The sequence below is a fragment of the Pantoea septica genome, assembly GCF_002095575.1.
Lineage (GTDB): Bacteria > Pseudomonadota > Gammaproteobacteria > Enterobacterales > Enterobacteriaceae > Pantoea > Pantoea septica.
The window spans coordinates 98,516-116,482 of record NZ_MLJJ01000014.1; the positions used below are offsets into that span (position 1 = coordinate 98,516).

The following is a 17,967-nucleotide window of genomic DNA, read 5'->3' on the forward strand; positions in this document are numbered from 1 at the left end:
GCTATGGAAGCTGCGCGATATAAAGTTTTTACCAGGCGTAACATTATGACCGCAACTGCGCAGCAGCTTGAATTCATTAAAGAGAGCATTAAAAGCATTCCGGATTACCCGAAACCCGGGATCCTCTTCCGCGACGTCACCAGCCTGCTGGAAGATCCGCAAGCCTACGCCGCGACCATCGCGCTGCTCGTCGAGCGCTACCGCGATCGTGGCATTACCAAAGTCGTCGGCACCGAAGCGCGCGGTTTCCTGTTCGGCGCGCCGGTCGCGCTGGGATTAGGCGTCGGCTTCGTACCGGTGCGCAAGCCTGGCAAACTGCCGCGCGAGACCTTCAGCGAAGCCTACGAGCTGGAATATGGCACCGATGCGCTCGAGCTGCACAAAGACGCCATTAAGCCTGGCGATGTGGTGCTGGTGGTAGACGATCTGCTGGCGACCGGCGGCACCATCGAAGCCACGGTCAAGCTGATCCGCCGCGCAGGCGGCGAGGTCAAAGACGCCGCGTTCGTGATTAACCTCTTCGATCTGACCGGCGAATCTCGCCTGAAAGCGCTGGGCGTCAACTGCTACAGCCTGGTCAACTTCCCGGGTCACTAAGTGACGATGGCCTCGCCGCGCGCGAGGCCAGCAAGTGATAGGCAATGCCCGCCGTCGCTGTTAAACTACTGCAACGATATACAGGGGTTGCAGCGCGTCTGCGCTCATCTTTCCAACCACATCCAGTGATCGAATCCACATGAGCTATCAGGTACTTGCGCGAAAATGGCGTCCCCAGGCATTTGCTGACGTTGTCGGTCAGGAACATGTCCTGACCGCGCTGGCGAATGGACTGTCACTGGGACGTCTCCATCATGCTTATCTCTTCTCCGGCACGCGCGGCGTGGGCAAAACCACTATCGCGCGCCTGCTGGCGAAGGGACTCAACTGCGAAACCGGCATCACCGCCACGCCTTGCGGCCAGTGCGACAACTGTCGCGAGATCGAACAGGGCCGCTTCGTCGATCTGATCGAGATCGACGCCGCGTCGCGCACCAAGGTGGAAGACACGCGCGATCTGCTGGACAACGTGCAGTATGCGCCCGCGCGCGGCCGATTTAAGGTCTATCTCATCGACGAAGTGCATATGCTGTCGCGCCACAGCTTCAACGCGCTGTTGAAAACGCTCGAAGAGCCGCCGTCGCACGTTAAATTCCTGCTTGCTACCACCGATCCGCAAAAGCTGCCGGTGACGATCCTCTCCCGCTGCCTGCAGTTTCATCTCAAGGCGCTGGACGTCGAACTGATCCGCAAACAGCTCGACTACGTGCTGCAGCAGGAGCAGATCGAAAACGAACCGCGCGCGCTGCAGCTGCTGGCGCGCGCCGCCGACGGCAGCATGCGCGACGCGCTTAGCCTGACCGATCAGGCGATTGCGATGGGACAGGGTGTAGTCAGCAGCCTCGTCGTCAGCCAGATGCTCGGCACGCTGGACGACGAGCAGCCGCTGGGCCTGATCGAGGCGCTGGTGGACGGCAGCGGCGAACAGGTGATGACGCTGCTCAACCAGGCCGCGTCGCGCGGCGTGGAGTGGGAAGCGCTGCTGGTGGAGATGCTGCGTTTGCTGCACCGCATCGCCATGGTGCAGCTGCTGCCCGGCTCGATCAGCGATGAAGAAGAGAGCCACGCGCCGCGCCTGCGCGAACTGGCTCGCGTGGTGCCGCCCGCCGACGTTCAGCTCTACTATCAGACGCTGCTGATGGGGCGTAAAGATCTGCCGCTGGCGCCTGACCGCCGCATGGGGGTCGAAATGACCCTGCTGCGCGCGCTGGCGTTCCATCCGCAAACGGCGATAGCGGAACCGGCAGCGCGCCCAACCATGACGCCGCAGGCGGAGCCGTCCGCCGCCGCCGCACAGCCGCAGACGCACGCTGCCGCGCCGCCGCAGCATGCCGCTGCCGCGCAGCCGCAGATGGCGCCGCCCGCGACGGCGCAGGAACGGGTCGCGCCGCCGGTCGCCGCACCGCCGGCCGCTGCGCCTGACGGCTCGTTTTCCGATACCACCAGCCAGCTCCTGCAGGCGCGCACCCAGCTGCTGCGCCAGGGGGCCAGCAAACCAAAAAAGAGTGAGCCGGCAGCGTCCCTGACGCGGCCGGCTACCTCCGCGCTGGAGCGCCTGGCCTCCGTTACCGAACGCGCGCAGGCGGCGCGTCCGCGCGAGACGGCGCCGGCGAAAAAAGAGGCGTACCGCTGGAAAGCGCAGTCGCCGGTTCAGGCGGCGCCTGAACCGGTCGCGACGCCAAAAGCCTTGCGTTCGGCGCTTGAGCATGAGAAAACCCCTGAGCTGGCGGCGCGCCTGATGGAAGAAGCGCAGCAGCGCGATCCCTGGGCGGCGGAAGTCGCCGCGCTGCCGCTGCCGAAGCTGGTGCAGCAGCTGGCGCTGAACGCCTGGAAAGAGCGTACCGAGCAGGGCGTCTGTCTGCATTTGCGCTCCACGCAGCGTCATCTCAACTCCGCGTCGGCGCAGCAGGTGCTGGCTGCCGCGCTGAGCGACGCCGCCGGACAGCCCGTTGAATTGACTATCATTGAAGATGATAATCCTGCGGTAATGACGCCACTCGAGTGGCGACAGGCCATTTATGAAGAGAAGCTGGCGCAGGCGCGCCAGTCTATCATTAGTGATACCCACATCCAGACGCTGCGCCGGTTCTTCGACGCCGATCTGGATGAAGAGAGTATCCGACCCGTTTGACCACGCTGCCGCTGTCTTATGGATAGCGATGCGGCCTTAGCTGAGAGAGAAAACTATGTTTGGTAAAGGCGGACTGGGCAACCTGATGAAGCAGGCCCAGCAGATGCAAGACAAAATGGCCAAAGTTCAGGAAGAGATCGCCGCGCTGGAAGTGACCGGCGAATCGGGCGCGGGCCTGGTGAAAGTCACCATCAACGGCGCGCACAACTGCCGCCGCGTGGAGATCGATCCCAGCCTGCTGGAAGATGACAAAGATATGCTGGAAGATCTGGTCGCCGCCGCATTCAACGATGCCGCTCGCCGTATCGACGAAACGCAGAAAGAGAAAATGGCCTCTGTTTCCTCGGGCATGCAGCTGCCGCCCGGCTTCAAGATGCCGTTCTGATGCAAACCAGTCCACTGCTTGAATCTCTGATGGAGGCGCTGCGCTGCCTGCCCGGCGTTGGGCCGAAGTCGGCGCAGCGCATGGCGTTTCAGCTGCTGCAGCGCGATCGCAGCGGTGGCATGCGGCTGGCGCAGGCGTTAACGCGCGCCATGTCCGAAATCGGCCACTGCGCCGACTGCCGCACCTTCACCGAGCAGGAAATTTGCACCATCTGCGCCAATCCGCGGCGTCAGCAGAACGGGCTAATCTGCGTGGTGGAGAGCCCGGCGGATATTCACGCCATCGAGCAGACCGGCCAGTTCGCCGGCCGCTACTTTGTGCTGATGGGCCACCTTTCCCCGCTGGACGGCATCGGCCCGCAGGATATCGGGCTGGATCGGCTTGAGCAGCGGCTGGAGAAAGAGCCCCTGAAAGAGGTGATCCTCGCCACCAACCCCACGGTTGAGGGCGAAGCGACCGCCAACTACATCGCCGAGCTATGCGGCCAGTATGGCGTCGAGGCGAGCCGCATCGCTCACGGCGTGCCGGTTGGCGGCGAGCTGGAGATGGTGGACGGCACCACGCTCTCCCATTCGCTGGCGGGACGCCACAAGATTACTTTTTAGACGCTTGCCGACGTCGTTAACGACGTCGGCTTGAAATTTTCCGCACCATCCCCACATCAACCTCAACGTTCGTTCAACCTGATTCCGTTGAGGTAACAATGACCATGAAAGGACAAGAGACGCGTGGCTTTCAGTCAGAGGTAAAACAGCTTCTGCACCTGATGATCCATTCCCTCTATTCAAACAAAGAGATTTTCCTGCGCGAGCTGATTTCCAACGCCTCGGACGCCGCTGACAAGCTGCGCTTCCGCGCGCTGTCGGACGCCAGCCTCTATGAAGGCGACGGCGAGCTGCGCGTGCGTCTCTCTGTGGATAAGGACAAACGCACCCTGACGCTGTCGGACAACGGTATCGGCATGCGTCGCGACGAGGTGATTGAGAACCTGGGCACCATCGCCAAATCTGGCACCAAATCTTTCCTTGAATCGCTGGGCTCAGACCAGGCGAAAGACAGCCAGCTGATCGGCCAGTTCGGCGTCGGCTTCTACTCGGCGTTCATCGTGGCGGACAAAGTGTCGGTGCGCACTCGCGCGGCCGGCGCGGCGGCTGACGAGGGCGTGTTCTGGGAGTCGGCGGGCGAAGGCGACTATACCATCGCCGATATCACCAAAGCCGATCGCGGCACCGAAATTACGCTGCATCTGCGCGAAGGCGAAGATGAGTTCCTCGACGCCTGGCGCGTGCGCAGCATTATCGGCAAATATTCCGATCACATCGCGCTGCCGGTAGAGATTGAAAGCAAAGACGAAGAGAACGACACCACCACCTGGGAGAAGATCAACAAAGCCCAGGCGCTGTGGACGCGCAACAAGTCTGACATCAGCGACGAAGAGTACAACGAGTTCTATAAGCATATCGCGCACGACTTTAGCGATCCCGCCATCTGGAGCCATAACCGCGTCGAGGGCAAGCAGGAGTACACCAGCCTGCTCTATATCCCGTCGCGCGCGCCGTTCGATATGTGGAATCGCGATCACAAGCACGGCCTGAAGCTCTATGTGCAGCGCGTCTTTATCATGGATGACGCCGAGCAGTTCATGCCGAACTACCTGCGCTTCGTGCGCGGCCTGATCGACTCCAGCGATCTGCCGCTGAACGTGTCGCGCGAGATCCTGCAGGACAGCCGCGTGACCCAGACCCTGCGCGGCGCGCTGACGAAGCGCACGCTGCAGATGCTGGAGAAGCTGGCCAGGGACGACGCCGAGAAATACCAGACATTCTGGAAAGAGTTCGGTCTGGTGCTGAAAGAGGGCCCGGCGGAAGACAGCGCCAATCAGGAAGCGATCGCGAAGCTGCTGCGCTTCGCCTCGACGCACAACGACAGCGCCGAGCAAAATGTGTCGCTGGAAGCGTACGTGAGCCGCATGGTGGAAGGTCAGGAGAAGATCTACTACATCACTGCCGACAGCTACGCCGCCGCGAAGAGCAGCCCGCATCTGGAGCTGTTCCGCAAGAAAGGCATCGAGGTGCTGCTGCTCTCCGACCGTATCGACGAATGGATGATGAGCTACCTTACCGAGTTCGACGGCAAGGCGTTCCAGTCGGTCAGCAAGGCGGACGAGTCGCTGAGCAAGCTGGCGGATGATGAGAGCGAAGAGCAGAAAGAGGCGGAGAAAGCGCTGGAGCCGTTCGTGGATCGCGTGAAAACGCTGCTGGGCGACCGCGTGAAAGAGGTGCGTCTGACGCATCGTCTGACCGATACGCCCGCTATCGTTACCACCGACGCCAACGAAATGAGCACCCAGATGGCGAAGCTGTTCGCCGCGGCGGGCCAGGCGGTGCCGGAAGTGAAGTATATCTTCGAGATCAATCCGGACCATCAGCTGGTGAAACGCGTGGCGGATACCCAGGACGACGCGCGCTTCGGCGAATGGGTCGAGCTGCTGCTGGATCAGGCGCTGCTGGCCGAGCGCGGCACGCTGGACGATCCTAACCAGTTTATCCGTCGGATGAATCAGCTGCTGACGGCGTAAGCTCGCAGCTACAGACATAAAGGCCGGTGCGTATGCATCGGCCTTTTTTTTACAGCGGTGCTGTCGCGGGTGCCCAGTATGACTTTACTGCTGCGCCGCCTCGCGCAGCCAGTCGCGAAACAGCGTAATCTCCCCGTCGTTGCGCCGCGACTCCTTGGTCATCATCCAGGTCGCGCGATCGGCGCGCACAAAGCCGAGCGGGGCGATCAGCGTTCCCTCCTCAAGCTCTTTGCGCACCAACAGCCGCGGCGCCACAATCACGCCCAGCCCGTTTTTCGCCGCCTGAATGCCGAGCGTCAGATTGTCGAAATGCTTGCCCGACCAGAAATTGCCGCGCACCTCGGCGTTTTTCGACCACTCCGCCCAGGCGTGCAGGCGCGTATCGACGTGGAGCAGGGGAAGCGCAGCGAGATCCTGCGCGCAACGAAAGCGCGAGGCGAACAGCGGCGCGCAGAGCGGGCCAAGATAGTCGTCGCCGATCAGCGTCGCGTCGATATCCCCTTCGGGCGGCTGCTCATAGCTGAGGATCAGCACGTCGATATGCTCGCTGCGCAGCTGGCTTAGCTCCATCTGCCCCTGAAAGTGGATCTCGATGTCGGGATAGCGCTGATAAAAGGTGCTGATGCGCGGGATCAGCCACTGCGACAAAAAGCTCGGCGCGCAGGATAGACTGAGATGATGGCGCATGCCGGTGCGAATGCTGGCGCAGGTGGTGGAGAGTTCGCTAAAGGCTTTTTGACAGCTGAGCAGCAGACGCTCGCCGTGCGAGGTTAACTTCACGCGTCCGTTGGTGCGCACGAAAAGCGGCTTGCCCATCCAGCTCTCCAGCTGACGAATCTGATGGCTTACGGCGCTGTGCGTGACGTGCAGGTGCTCGGCCGCCACGCTAAAGCTGCTATGCAGCGCCGCCTGGTGAAAATGGTGCAGCGCCCTTAGCGGAGGTAGCCGGGTCATACTCATCCCCTGTGTAAAAACCTAACAGGGATTGTCAGTTTATATCATTTTAAAGTCCAGCCGCATTCCGCTAACCTGGCCCGCTGATTATAGCGGGTTGACTGTCAGGCAAAGCTATGCGTGGTCTGCTGTTGCCGCCATCACCTGACCGATAAAAGAGAACCACGACGCGATGGCATTTCATCCCTGGGCCGATCGACCTTCCGAGGCGCGAGACCGGTTACGCACCCTGTTGTCACGGCATTACCGGCTGGAGCAGTATGATTTGTTCTTCGCCCCTTCGCTGCATGTGGCGCGCATCCTGCTTTCCCAGCTGTTTCTGCGCCAGGAGCAGGCGCGCAATCAGACGCGCTACGCTACCCACTATCCTGTGACGGAGCTGAACGTCTTGCCTGCCGTGCCGCTGATGGCGGGGAATATCAATTTCGTCGAGCACGTGGCGCTGCCGCAAGGCCGCGTGCGACCGCTGCAAGCAGCCATGCAGCAGGGCGTGCTCGACGCCAGCGAAAGCTTCGCCAGCGTGCTGCATGACGAGGTGATCGCTTACGCCGGCCTCTTCGTGGCGCGTCTCGACCGCCATGCCGATCTGCCGGGCGGCCTGGTGCTGGTGGCGCTGCGCACCGCCGACTTCAGCACCCTGGTGCGCAGCGAGCTGCGCCTGTTCGAACAGGGCCTGCCGCTGGCCGCGTCGGTGCTGGCCGCGCTGGGCCGTCTGCGCGAGCAGGGCTGGCGGCCTTACAATCAGGCCTGCGTCGGGGCGATCGGGCTTAACGCGCCGCAGCCGCTCGCCTCCAGCCATACGCCGGGCATGCCGTTCGCCAGCTTTTCGCTGCCGCCGAGGCTGCTGGCCGCGCTAACTCCCGCCAGCGATCTGGAGCTGTGGCCGCAGCAGGGCTATCTGCTGGTGCGCGCCAGCCAGCGCGGCGGCGCGCGCAAGCAAACCAACCTGACGCCGCACATCCTCAGGCGCGTTCAGGCGCTGTTCAATCCCGGCGGTGAATCTGAAAAAAGCGAGTAGCTGCGCCTGCCCGCCGCCGTTTATGGAGAAACGGGCTGCCGTCGCCGGCAAGGAAGCCGCGCCTTTCTTGTGGTGAGCGGGTCATAATGGTATGGTCTTCGCCTTCTAGATTGATCAATGCGATTCGCAAGGGGATTTACGCAATGCGTATTATTCTGCTCGGTGCTCCGGGCGCAGGTAAGGGCACTCAGGCTCAGTTCATCATGGAGAAATACGGCATTCCGCAAATCTCCACGGGCGATATGTTGCGTGCGGCGGTTAAAGCCGGCACCGAGCTCGGCAATCAGGCGAAAGCCATTATGGACGCCGGTAAACTGGTCACTGACGAGCTGGTTATCGCGCTGGTAAAAGAGCGTATCGCGCAGGAAGACTGCAAAAACGGTTTTCTGCTGGACGGTTTCCCACGCACCATCCCGCAGGCAGACGCCATGAAAGAAGCGGGCATTAAAATCGACTGCGTGCTGGAGTTCGCGGTGCCGGACGAGCTGATTGTCGATCGCATCGTCGGCCGCCGCGTGCATGCGCCGTCAGGCCGCGTTTATCACGTAAAATACAATCCGCCGAAGGTGGAGGGTCAGGACGACGTCACCGGCGAAGAGCTGACCACGCGTAAAGACGATCAGGAAGAGACCGTACGCAAGCGCCTGGTGGAATACCATCAGCTGACCGCGCCGCTGATTGCCTACTACAGCAAAGAAGCGGAGGCGGGCAACACCGCTTACCACAAAATCGACGGCACTCAGCCGGTCGCTGAGGTCAGCAAGCAGCTGGCGCGCATTCTCGGCTAACGCCGTTGGGGCTGGCAGTGCCAGCCCCTTTTGCAGTAATTGCTTTTCCCTCTCCCGCTTTCCGCTACAATTCCTCCTGTTTTCACGCATCTTCGCTATCAAGGAATAACAATGAGGCAAGACAAGCCCGGCGTGTTACTGGTAAATCTCGGTACGCCAGACGCCCCCACAACCGCCGCTGTAAAGCGCTATCTGAAACAGTTTCTCAGCGATCCCCGCGTCGTCGATACGCCGCGCTGGCTCTGGTGGCCAATCCTTAATGGCGTCATTCTGCCGTTTCGCTCGCCGCGAGTGTCGAAGCTCTACGCCTCCGTCTGGATGGAGGGGGGCTCGCCGCTGATGGTCTATAGCAAGCAGCAGCGCGAGGCGCTGGCGGCGCGCGTCGATATGCCGGTGGCGCTGGGAATGAGCTACGGCAACCCCAGCCTGCAGAGCGCGGTGGACAGCCTGATGGCGCAGGGCGTCACGCGCCTGATCGTGCTGCCGCTCTACCCGCAGTTCTCCTGCTCCACGGTGGCGGCGGTCTGGGATGGTCTCTACAGCGCCTTCAAAACCGCGCGCACCCTGCCGGATATCAACTTTATCCGCGACTACGCCGAACATCCGGCCTATATCGCCGCGCTGAAAGCCTCTGTAGAGCGCTCTTTCGCGGCCCACGGCCAGCCGGATCTGCTGGTGCTCTCCTATCACGGCATCCCGCAGCGCTTCGCCAGAGAGGGCGACGATTATCCGCTGCGCTGCGCCGACACCACGGCGCTGCTGCAGCAGGCGCTGGGCCTGCGCGACGATCAAATTATGATGACCTTCCAGTCGCGCTTTGGCCGCGAACCCTGGCTTCAGCCCTACACTGACGAAACCATGCAGGGTCTGGCGAAGAAGGGCATTAAGCATGTGCAGGTGATGAGCCCGGGCTTCGCCTCTGACTGCCTGGAAACGCTGGAGGAGATCAACGAACAGAACCGCGAGTTCTTCCTGCATGGCGGCGGCGAAAAGTTCGAATATATTCCAGCGCTAAACGCTGACGCAGCCCACATTGAGATGATGGTGCAGCTGGTGAACGCGCGTCGTTAAAGCCGCGGCGGAGAATGTGCTATCATCCTCCGCCTGTTTTTCTGACGGCGCCCATCATGAAATTTCCCGGCAAACGCAAATCCAAACACTATTTTCCCGTTAGCGCTCGCGATCCCTTGCTGCACGCCGCCTCGCAGGAGGTGGAAGAGGGTAGCTGGGTTGTGGGAATCGATCAGACGCTGGTGGATATCGAAGCCAAAGTCGATGACGCCTTTCTGGTTCGCTACGGCCTGAGCGCCGGGCACTCCCTGGTCATCGCCGACGACGTTGCCGAAGCGCTCTACCGCGAGCTGCTGCGCGATAACCTGATTAGCCACCAGTTCGCCGGCGGCACCATCGGCAATACGCTGCACAACTACTCGGTGCTGGCCGATGACCGGTCGGTGCTGCTCGGCGTGATGTGCAGCAATATTCAGATCGGCGGTTACGCCTATCGCTACCTCTGCAACACCTCCAGCCGGGTCGATCTCAACTATCTGCAGGGCGTCGACGGCGCCATTGGCCGCTGCTTTACCCTGATCGACGAGCAGGGCGAGCGTACCTTCGCCATCAGTCCGGGGCAGATGAACCAGCTGCGCGGCGAAAGCATTCCCGAAGCGGTCATCGCTGGCGCGTCGGCGCTGGTGCTCACCTCTTACCTGGTGCGCTGCGGCGAAGGCGAGCCGATGCCGCAGGCTACCCTGCAGGCGATTGAGTACGCGAAACGCCACAATGTGCCGGTGGTGCTGACGCTGGGCACGAAGTATGTTATCGGCGACAACCCGCAGTTCTGGCGCGACTTCCTGCGCGACCACGTCACTATCGTGGCGATGAACGAAGAGGAAGCGCTGGCGCTGACCGGGGAATCGGATCCGCTTCGCGCGGCCGATATGGCGCTGGAGTGGGTCGACCTGGTGCTCTGCACCGCCGGTCCGACCGGCCTCTATATGGCGGGCTACACCGAGGAGGCGTTCAAGCGCAAAACCAATCATCCGCTGCTGCCTGGCGCGATCGCCGAGTTCAACCAGTATGAGTTCAGCCGCGCGATGCGTCAGCAGGCGTGCGAGCAGCCGCTACGCATCTTCTCCCATATCGCGCCCTATATGGGCGGACCGGAGAAGATCATGAACACCAACGGCGCGGGCGACGGCGCGCTGGCGGCGCTGCTGCACGACATCACGGCGAATAACTACCATCGGCAGAACGTGCCGAATTCCAGCAAGCATGCGCGCGAATACCTGACCTATTCGTCGCTGGCGCAGGTGTGCAAATACGCCAACCGCGTCAGCTATCAGGTGCTTAACCAGCATTCGCCGCGCCTGACGCGCGGCCTGCCGGAGCGTGAAGACAGCCTTGAAGAGTCCTACTGGGATCGTTAAGCCTTGAGGGAAGCGGGCAGGCGCCTGCCGGAGCCTGCTTTCTCTCCGCGCGGACGCCTTGGTAAAACGGCGATCTGACGCTTAAATCGGGCACTCGCGTACGATAGGGCGCTCGGCGATCTCTGCCTCAAGCATATGCAGCATGCTGCTGGCGATCTCGCGCTCGCCCATCACGACGCGCGTAGCGCCGCGCGCCATAATGTACTCCACCTCGTCGTCGTAGTGCGCGCGCGCGATAATCTCGATGTCGTTAAACTTCTCGCGCGCGGTGGTGACGATCTCGCCCGACTCGAAGCCGTTGGGAATGGTCAGCAGCAGCCAGCGCGCGCAGTCGAGCCGCGCCAGCTCCATGGTCTCGGCGCGCACCGCATTGCCGAGCACCGCACGAATGCCCTGTTCGCGCAGCGCCTCGACGCGCGCGCGCGAGTTCTCCACGACGACGAAAGGCACCTCCGCCTCCAGCAGTTTCTGGCCCAGCAGGCTGCCGACCCGGCCATACCCGACGATGACCGCGTGGTGGCAGATATCCACCGGAATCTGCATCTCCTCCTCGACCGCCTCTTCCTGCGTCTGCGCCTGACGACTTTCGCTCCTCGCCAGAAAACGCTCCAGCAGGCTGAACAGGATAGGGTTGAGCATAATCGAGAGGATGGCCGCCGCCAGCACCAGGTTACGCCCCTCGCTGCTGAGCAGGTTGAGGGAGATGCCGAGGCCGGCCAGAATAAAGGCGAATTCGCCGATCTGCGCCAGGCTGACGGAGATGGTCAGCGCGGTGCGGCGCGAATGACCCAGCAGCGTCACCAGCAGCCAGGCGGCGGCAGATTTGCCCAGCACCACAATCACCAACGCGCCAAGCACCGCCAGCGGCTGCTCCACCAGAATCATCGGATCGAACAGCATGCCTACCGAGACGAAAAAGAGCACCGCAAAAGCGTCGCGCAGCGGCAGCGTATCGTGGGCGGCGCGATGGCTCAGCTCTGACTCGTTCAGCACCATACCGGCGAAGAAGGCGCCGAGGGCGAAAGAGACGTCGAAAAATTCTACCGCGCCGAAGGCGATGCCGAGCGCCAGCGCCAGCACCGCCAGAGTAAACAGCTCGCGCGAGCCGGTGGCGGCGCTTTTCGCCAGGATCCAGGGCACTGCGCGACGGCCGACCACCATCATCAGCACCATAAAGGCGGCGACCTTGCCGATGGTCAGCAGCAGATCCCACGCCAGCAGCTGCGGGCTGGCGTTGCCCTGTTCCAGCATGCCGGCAATGGCGGGCAGCAGCACCAGCGTCAGCACCATCACCAGATCCTCGACGATCAGCCAGCCGATAGCGATCTGGCCGCGCTGGCTGTCAATCAGCTGACGCTCTTCCAGGGCGCGCAGCAGCACTACGGTGCTGGCGGTGGAAAGACAGAGACCGAACACCAGTCCGGTCATCAGCGACCAGCCCAGCCAGGCGGAGAGGCCCATTCCCAGCAGCGTAGCGACGGCGATCTGCGCCACCGCGCCGGGAATGGCGATACTCTTTACCGCCATTAAGTCCTTCAGCGAAAAGTGCAGTCCGACGCCGAACATCAGCAGAATAACGCCCAGCTCCGCCAGCTCAGGCGCAAGATTGGTATCGGCGACAAAACCCGGCGTAAAAGGTCCGGCCAGCACGCCCGCCAGCAAATAGCCGACCAGCGGCGAAATACGCAGCCGCTGTGCGAGCATGCCAAGGAGAAACGCCAGGACCAGTCCCCCGACAATGGTGGTGATCAGCGGTGTGGTGTGATGCATGCCTGTCTCCTTGTGTGCAAATGTATCTGCCTGTAACAATTAAGTTTAAAGCAATGTCTTCATTTTCGCTGTGCTATTTGCGGGATGATAATAAAAAATTTTAAAAAAAAGAGGAAAGCGGAATCGAACGGCTGTTTTTCTCTGTTTTCTTCAATTCAGGCTGCACTAAAGCAAGCTGGCGCGGCGCGCGATAACAATATCTTGCGGAAAAAAGGCCGCTTAATGACGATTATCGCGCTGTAATGTGCAAGGATCGGGATTAATTAGGCTCAGGCGCGGCTATGCTGGCCGCTCAGGCGCTTCGCTTGTTTTTGCCAGGGCGTATCAGGACCCGTTTAGTGCCAGCAATAACGGTGTTTCATCTTGAGTTAAACAGTGGAATATGCGACACAGTGGGTCAGCATGCTGACACCACCCGGAACGGGACTGCGTAAAATAAGGAGACAGGCTTTGCTGTTATCACGATGGGCTGCCACCGGCCTTGCGCTGCTGGCGCTGACCCCCATGCTTTCTCAGGCCGCCGAGCCGGATCGCACTTACCGCTTTAGCATTCTCCACACCAACGACCAGCACGGCCATTTCTGGTACAGCGCGCAGGGCGAATATGGCCTGGCGGCGCAAAAGACCTTAATGGATACGCTGCGCTACGACGTGCAGGCCAAAGGCGGCGGCGCGCTGATCCTCTCGGCGGGCGACGTCAATACCGGCGTGCCGGAGTCGGACGCGCTGGAGGCGGAGCCCGATATTCGCGGCATGAACCTGATCGGCTATGACGCGATGGCGCTCGGCAACCACGAGTTTGACCATCCGCTCGAGGTGCTGCGCAAGCAGGAGAGCTGGGCGCGCTTTCCTTTTCTCGCCGCCAACCTTTACCAGAAAAGCACCGGCCAGCGGCTCTTCAAGCCCTGGGCGATTTTCAATCGTATGGGGTTGAAGATCGCCGTGCTGGGCCTGGCGACGCCCGATACCGCCAGGCTGGCGAATCCGGCGCATCTGCGCGATATCGAGTTCCGCGATCCGGTGAGCGAAACGGAAAAAGCGGTGGCGGAGCTGCGCGCAGGCGAGAAGCCTGACGTTATCGTGGTGCTGAGCCATCTCGGCTATGACGACAACGGCGAGCACGGCAGCAACGCCCCCGGAGACGTGACGCTGGCGCGCAGCCTGCCGCCCGGCACCGTCGCGATGATCGTCGGCGGCCATTCGCACGATACGCTTTGCATGGCGAAAGAGAACGAACGGGTAAAAGCCTGGCAGCCAGGCGCAGCCTGCCAGCCGGACAAGCAGAACGGCGTCTGGATTATGCAGGCGGGAGAGTGGGGCGAATATGTAGGGCGCGGCGATTTTACCTGGCGCAACGGCGAGGTGGCGCTGGAGTCCTACGCGCTGGTGCCGGTCAACCTGAAGCATCAGATCAAAAACGCAGACGGCAGCGAAACCTGGCTGACGTATCAGCAGGAGATCCCCAGGAATACCGCCATGATGAAGCTGCTGATGCCTTATCAGAAACGGGCCGAAGCACGTCTCAACGTCGCTGTCGGCAGCGCGGCGGGGCCGTTTGACGGCGAACGCGAGCAGGTGCGTTTTACCCAGACCAATCTCGGGCAGCTGATTCTGCGCGCGCAGATGGCGAAAACGCAGGCGGACTTCGCCGTAATGAGCGGCGGCGGCATTCGCGCCTCGCTGCCGGCAGGCAAGCTGAGCTGGCGCGATCTGCTGCAGGTGCAGCCTTTCGGCAATCAGGTGGTGTCGGTGACGCTGACCGGCGCCGAGGTGAAGAAGTATCTCGACGTGGTGGCGAACATTAAGCCTGATACGGGCGGCTTCGCGCAGTTCGCGCACGTCAGCCTGGTGGCGGACGGCAGCACGGTAAGCGACGTGCGGATAAACGGCCAGCCGCTGCAGGAGGATAAAACCTACCGCATGGCGACCAACAGCTTTAACGCCGCAGGCGGCGACGGCTATCCGCGCCTCGATACCCATCCGGGCTATCAGAATCCGGGGAATATCGACGCCGAGGTGCTGCGCGACTATGTGAAAGCCCATTCGCCGCTAAAAGCCACCGACTATGCGCCGACGGATGCGATCCACAGGCTCACGGAAGCGGAGAAAAAGGCGCGTGAGAAGTCACGCAAGCGCAGCTATCCGCAGATGATTCTGGCGTGGCTCTGGCCATGGGGACGGGAAACGGCGCATAACGCGCCGTAATCCCGGCGGGATAATCACGCGGGGGTAGGGCCCGAGCGCAACGTCCATGGCTTCCAGGCTCGCTCTGCCCGTGCAGATGCGCACCTCATTCAGGAGGTGCGCCCGTTGCCGGACCAACGCGCTGCGTTGTTCAAAAACGCTCCCGGCGTGTTCTCCTTGCCGCGGGACGCTTTGCTCCTCGGCCCATGCTGCCCGCAGTTTGATAGCCTGGCCGTCTGAGAGGTCAGGCCTCGCAGGCTTTACGTTCGAACCAGCGCGGGCGCAGCCTGTCCCAGACCCAGTTATAGGCCATGGTGTAGGGCAGGAAAAACAGGAAAAAGGCCACCTCCAGCAGAAACGCCTGCCACAGCGAAATGCCGAGCATCCACGCGGCAATCGGCAAACCGATCAAAATAAAGCCGCCTTCAAAAAGCAGCGCGTGCAGGGCGCGGATCAGCACGCCGCGATGAATTCTGCCTGGCGGACAAATACGGTCGAAAATGGCGTTGTAAATCATATTCCACAGCATCGCGACGGTTGAGAGCATCAGCGCCAGCGCGCCCATCTCAAACAACGGCTTATCCATCGCCCAGGCAGCCAGCGGCGAAACGGTAAGGATCGCCAGAGTTTCAAACCCCAGCGCATGTAAAAAGCGTTCTTTCAGCGAACGGGTACGCATCATCAACCTCCAACAGTAAGGCACGCATTCTGGCATCTCCGGATGATAAGATAAAATGATGACCTATCGATAAAAGCGATGGATGAAATGCGTTACTCACCGGAATCCCTTGAAGCTTTTGTGCAGACCGTCAGCAGCGGCTCCTTTTCCGCCGCGGCGCGCGCGCTGGGCAAAAGCCAGTCAACTATCAGCACGGCGATCGCCGGGCTGGAGGACGATCTCGGCTTTAAGCTGTTCGATCGCAGCGGGCGTCAGCCGATCCTGACCGATCAGGGCAGGGGCGCGCTGGCGCAGGTGCAGCAGATCCTGGCGGCCAGCGAGCGGCTCGACGCTCTGGCTATCCGTCTGGCGCAGGGGGTTGAGCCGCGCCTCAGCTTCGCCGTATCGGACTTCTGGCAGACCCAGCATCATGAGCAGCTATTGAAACAGTTCGACGCGCGTTTTCCGGAGATCGAACTGGAGTGCATGATCGCCGAAGATGAAGACGTGCTGGATCTGCTACAGGCGGGGCGGGTACATCTGGGCGTGGTGCGCGCCCAGCCCGCGCTGCCGCCCGATATCGCCGTCGCACGGCTGCAGGTCAATGCGGAAATGGCCATCTATATTCATCGCGATCACCCGCTGGCGCAGCGCGCCGGCCTCACGGAGAGCGCGCTGGAGCAGGTGCGGCAGCTGCGGCTCAACACCTGGGTTGAACCGCACGCGATTGCGCCGCCGGGACGTGTCTGGTCGGCGCCGACCTATTTGCTGCTGCTGGAAATGGCGGAGCAGGGATTTGGCTGGAGCGTTCTGCCGCGCTGGCTGGTCACGCAGTTTGGTCATGGGCTACTGCAGGAGCTTGCGCTGCCGGGCTGGCCGCAGCAAATCGCGGTAGAGGCGATCTGGTCGCGCCGCAATCCGCCGGGACCGGCGGGACGCTGGATGATCGACCAGCTTTGCGCCCAGCCGCGCAGCTAGTCGCGTCGCGCGATATCCGCCAGCGGCGCGTCGAGCAGGCGCGCCAGATCCTGCGCCGCCAGCTCCAGATCCAGGCCGCGCTTGCCGCCCGAAACGAAAATAGTGGTGAAGTCGGCGGCGGAGCGGTCAATCACCGTCGGCAGCCGCTTTTTCTGGCCCAGCGGGCTGATACCGCCAACCAAATAGCCGGTCACGCGCTGCGCCAGCTGTGGATCGGCCATATCCGCTTTTTTCGCGCCTAACGCTTTCGCCACCTTTTTCAAATCGAGCTGGCTGGCGACTGGCGTAACCGCCACCGCCAGATGTTTCGCGTCGCCGTTAAGCGCGACCAGCAGCGTTTTATAGACCTGCCGCGCGTCCAGGTTAAGTTTGCGCACCGCCTCGTCCCCAAAACTGGTTTCCTGAGCGTCATGCTCATAGGGATGAAGGGTAAAGGCGACCTTTTGTTTTTCCAGCAGTTTTACGGCAGGCGTCATAAACTTCTCCTTATAGGAAAAATCCCATTCCTAAATTAAATAAATTAATAGTGGCGAAAGTTTGTGCTTTGCGTAAGAATGGTCTCCGCGCCGGCCGAAAGGCTGAGCGATAACCAAAATCATAAACAAATTCCTCTTTAACGGGCCGATAGCAATACCGGCCTGCTTTTTTTCTAGCGCCGTAAAAGCTCGGGCAGATTCTCGCCGCCGTAGAGATGCAGCGCGCCCACCGCCACCACGTAATGTCCGGCCGGCAAGGCTCGCAGCCGATCGCACCACTGCGCGTTGCGCTGTGCGATCAGCGTATCATTGAGCGCCGTGCTGAAGGTCGAGGGTAAAGCGATGCGCGGCTCACGCGGCGGCGTATCCAGCCACCAGCTCACCATCATCTGCAGCAGCCGCGCATTGGTATGCCAGTGCGTCAGCGTATCTTTCAGCAGCGCCATGCCGTCATCCGGCAGGGACTTCAGCAGTGCGATTTGCGTCTCCGCGCCTTCCAGCTCAATGACCGGCTTATTCAGCTTTTTCGCCGCCTGCAGCAGCTGAAAGTCGATGCCGTAGTCGGGGCGCAGACCCAGCCGCTGCGCCTGCTGCGCCTGCAGCATCAGCGCGATTTGCCAGGCGGGCAGGGCGTCGAACATCGTCAGCGACAGGTGCAGTTCGCCGCACAGCGCCGCCAGCCGCGCCTGCTCGTCCGGCGCCAGGCGCGTCTCCAGCGGTTCGCGCGGGTCGACATCGTCGAACGGCGAGTCGCCCTGCGTAATATCCGCCTCGACAATCAAGGCATCCGCCTTATCCAGTAGCCGCAGCAGACGCGCAGGCAACGGCTGCATATCGCGCGTGCCCATATGAATGCTGCCGACCAGATGCAGCAGGCGATCGTCCAGCCGAATATCCTGAGCTGGCCAGCGATAGCTGGCGGGAAAGAGTCGGCCTACCAGCCCCTGCACACTGCGCCACATGCTGCCTGTCATTCCCCGTCCTTACTGAGTCAAAACGCCATGCTAGCGATTCCCGCCGC

General features: G+C 61.7%; 16 protein-coding genes and 1 other annotated feature. Of the genes, 11 read left to right on the forward strand and 5 right to left on the reverse strand.

The genetic code is table 11. The features are described from left to right. The first annotated feature begins 45 nt into the window (after positions 1–45). The 5 genes from apt to htpG all read left to right on the forward strand — a co-directional run bounded on the left by apt (position 46) and on the right by htpG (position 5,691). Positions 46–597, forward strand: coding sequence for an adenine phosphoribosyltransferase (gene apt, locus HA46_RS09980; RefSeq protein ID WP_033788831.1), 552 nt, complete (start codon positions 46–48; stop codon positions 595–597). Between the two features lie 139 nt (positions 598–736). Then, positions 737–2,728 (forward strand): DNA polymerase III subunit gamma/tau, encoded by a 1,992-nt coding sequence (gene dnaX, locus HA46_RS09985; RefSeq protein WP_084883992.1) that lies wholly within the window; start codon positions 737–739, stop codon positions 2,726–2,728. After that, positions 2,076–2,137, forward strand: a sequence feature (DnaX frameshifting element). It overlaps the preceding gene by 62 nt. A 55-nt stretch (positions 2,729–2,783) precedes the next feature. Then, positions 2,784–3,113 (forward strand): YbaB/EbfC family nucleoid-associated protein, encoded by a 330-nt coding sequence (locus HA46_RS09990; protein WP_033752664.1) that lies wholly within the window; start codon positions 2,784–2,786, stop codon positions 3,111–3,113. After that, entirely contained in the window at positions 3,113–3,718 is a 606-nt protein-coding gene (gene recR / locus HA46_RS09995) for a recombination mediator RecR (RefSeq protein ID WP_033752663.1), read from the forward strand. Before HA46_RS09990 ends, recR begins: the two co-directional genes overlap by 1 nt. Before the next feature lie 104 nt (positions 3,719–3,822). Continuing rightward, positions 3,823–5,691, forward strand: a complete 1,869-nt coding sequence (gene htpG, locus HA46_RS10000) for a molecular chaperone HtpG (RefSeq protein ID WP_208857411.1) — start codon at positions 3,823–3,825, stop codon at positions 5,689–5,691. An 84-nt stretch (positions 5,692–5,775) separates the two neighbouring features. Here the strand turns inward: htpG and HA46_RS10005 are convergent, their stop codons facing one another. Next, on the reverse strand, positions 5,776–6,645 hold the full coding sequence (locus HA46_RS10005) for a LysR substrate-binding domain-containing protein (protein WP_033788834.1): 870 nt from the start codon (positions 6,643–6,645) through the stop codon (positions 5,776–5,778). Between the two features lie 172 nt (positions 6,646–6,817). Here HA46_RS10005 and HA46_RS10010 point away from each other — a divergent pair, with 172 nt between their 5' ends. The 4 genes from HA46_RS10010 to HA46_RS10025 all read left to right on the forward strand — a co-directional run bounded on the left by HA46_RS10010 (position 6,818) and on the right by HA46_RS10025 (position 10,880). Further along, positions 6,818–7,663: a DUF6024 family protein gene (locus HA46_RS10010; RefSeq protein ID WP_084883996.1), complete on the forward strand. Its 846-nt coding sequence runs from the start codon at positions 6,818–6,820 to the stop codon at positions 7,661–7,663. 143 nt (positions 7,664–7,806) lie between these two features. Beyond that, positions 7,807–8,451, forward strand: coding sequence for an adenylate kinase (gene adk / locus HA46_RS10015; RefSeq protein WP_033788836.1), 645 nt, complete (start codon positions 7,807–7,809; stop codon positions 8,449–8,451). Positions 8,452–8,562: 111 nt separating this feature from the next. Next, complete coding sequence (gene hemH, locus HA46_RS10020) at positions 8,563–9,522, forward strand: ferrochelatase (RefSeq protein WP_033788837.1); 960 nt, start codon at positions 8,563–8,565, stop codon at positions 9,520–9,522. A gap of 56 nt (positions 9,523–9,578) precedes the next feature. Further along, complete coding sequence (locus tag HA46_RS10025; RefSeq protein WP_033788838.1) at positions 9,579–10,880, forward strand: inosine/guanosine kinase; 1,302 nt, start codon at positions 9,579–9,581, stop codon at positions 10,878–10,880. A gap of 81 nt (positions 10,881–10,961) precedes the next feature. Here the strand turns inward: HA46_RS10025 and ybaL are convergent, their stop codons facing one another. Next, positions 10,962–12,650, reverse strand: coding sequence for a YbaL family putative K(+) efflux transporter (gene ybaL / locus HA46_RS10030; RefSeq protein WP_033788839.1), 1,689 nt, complete (start codon positions 12,648–12,650; stop codon positions 10,962–10,964). A 450-nt stretch (positions 12,651–13,100) separates the two neighbouring features. Here ybaL and ushA point away from each other — a divergent pair, with 450 nt between their 5' ends. Beyond that, entirely contained in the window at positions 13,101–14,855 is a 1,755-nt protein-coding gene (gene ushA / locus HA46_RS10035; protein ID WP_084883999.1) for a bifunctional UDP-sugar hydrolase/5'-nucleotidase UshA, read from the forward strand. A 223-nt stretch (positions 14,856–15,078) separates the two neighbouring features. On the opposite strand, the gene HA46_RS10040 is transcribed toward ushA, so the two are convergent. Further along, on the reverse strand, positions 15,079–15,513 hold the full coding sequence (locus tag HA46_RS10040) for a multidrug/biocide efflux PACE transporter (RefSeq protein ID WP_084884004.1): 435 nt from the start codon (positions 15,511–15,513) through the stop codon (positions 15,079–15,081). Positions 15,514–15,600: 87 nt separating this feature from the next. Here HA46_RS10040 and HA46_RS10045 point away from each other — a divergent pair, with 87 nt between their 5' ends. Further along, positions 15,601–16,470 (forward strand): LysR family transcriptional regulator, encoded by an 870-nt coding sequence (locus HA46_RS10045; RefSeq protein ID WP_033789000.1) that lies wholly within the window; start codon positions 15,601–15,603, stop codon positions 16,468–16,470. On the opposite strand, the gene ybaK is transcribed toward HA46_RS10045, so the two are convergent. Both ybaK and HA46_RS10055 read right to left on the reverse strand, forming a co-directional pair. After that, entirely contained in the window at positions 16,467–16,946 is a 480-nt protein-coding gene (ybaK, locus tag HA46_RS10050; protein ID WP_033788841.1) for a Cys-tRNA(Pro)/Cys-tRNA(Cys) deacylase YbaK, read from the reverse strand. The two genes, HA46_RS10045 and ybaK, sit on opposite strands and share 4 nt — an antisense overlap. A gap of 173 nt (positions 16,947–17,119) precedes the next feature. Beyond that, positions 17,120–17,920, reverse strand: a complete 801-nt coding sequence (locus HA46_RS10055) for a TraB/GumN family protein (RefSeq protein WP_084884001.1) — start codon at positions 17,918–17,920, stop codon at positions 17,120–17,122. Positions 17,921–17,967 lie beyond the last annotated feature (47 nt).

What these genes read in the sequence shown, in the direction of transcription:
- adk (WP_033788836.1), top strand. Translation starts at nt 7,807, where the DNA reads ATGCGTATTATTCTGCTCGGTGCTCCGGGCGCAGGTAAGGGCACTCAG.
- HA46_RS10010 (WP_084883996.1), top strand. Translation starts at nt 6,818, where the DNA reads ATGGCATTTCATCCCTGGGCCGATCGACCTTCCGAGGCGCGAGACCGG.
- htpG (WP_208857411.1), top strand. Translation starts at nt 3,823, where the DNA reads ATGAAAGGACAAGAGACGCGTGGCTTTCAGTCAGAGGTAAAACAGCTT.
- ybaK (WP_033788841.1), bottom strand. Translation starts at nt 16,946, where the DNA reads ATGACGCCTGCCGTAAAACTGCTGGAAAAACAAAAGGTCGCCTTTACC.
- HA46_RS09990 (WP_033752664.1), top strand. Translation starts at nt 2,784, where the DNA reads ATGTTTGGTAAAGGCGGACTGGGCAACCTGATGAAGCAGGCCCAGCAG.
- HA46_RS10045 (WP_033789000.1), top strand. Translation starts at nt 15,601, where the DNA reads ATGCGTTACTCACCGGAATCCCTTGAAGCTTTTGTGCAGACCGTCAGC.
- HA46_RS10055 (WP_084884001.1), bottom strand. Translation starts at nt 17,920, where the DNA reads ATGACAGGCAGCATGTGGCGCAGTGTGCAGGGGCTGGTAGGCCGACTC.
- apt (WP_033788831.1), top strand. Translation starts at nt 46, where the DNA reads ATGACCGCAACTGCGCAGCAGCTTGAATTCATTAAAGAGAGCATTAAA.
- HA46_RS10040 (WP_084884004.1), bottom strand. Translation starts at nt 15,513, where the DNA reads ATGCGTACCCGTTCGCTGAAAGAACGCTTTTTACATGCGCTGGGGTTT.
- HA46_RS10005 (WP_033788834.1), bottom strand. Translation starts at nt 6,645, where the DNA reads ATGACCCGGCTACCTCCGCTAAGGGCGCTGCACCATTTTCACCAGGCG.
- HA46_RS10025 (WP_033788838.1), top strand. Translation starts at nt 9,579, where the DNA reads ATGAAATTTCCCGGCAAACGCAAATCCAAACACTATTTTCCCGTTAGC.
- hemH (WP_033788837.1), top strand. Translation starts at nt 8,563, where the DNA reads ATGAGGCAAGACAAGCCCGGCGTGTTACTGGTAAATCTCGGTACGCCA.
- recR (WP_033752663.1), top strand. Translation starts at nt 3,113, where the DNA reads ATGCAAACCAGTCCACTGCTTGAATCTCTGATGGAGGCGCTGCGCTGC.
- dnaX (WP_084883992.1), top strand. Translation starts at nt 737, where the DNA reads ATGAGCTATCAGGTACTTGCGCGAAAATGGCGTCCCCAGGCATTTGCT.
- ybaL (WP_033788839.1), bottom strand. Translation starts at nt 12,650, where the DNA reads ATGCATCACACCACACCGCTGATCACCACCATTGTCGGGGGACTGGTC.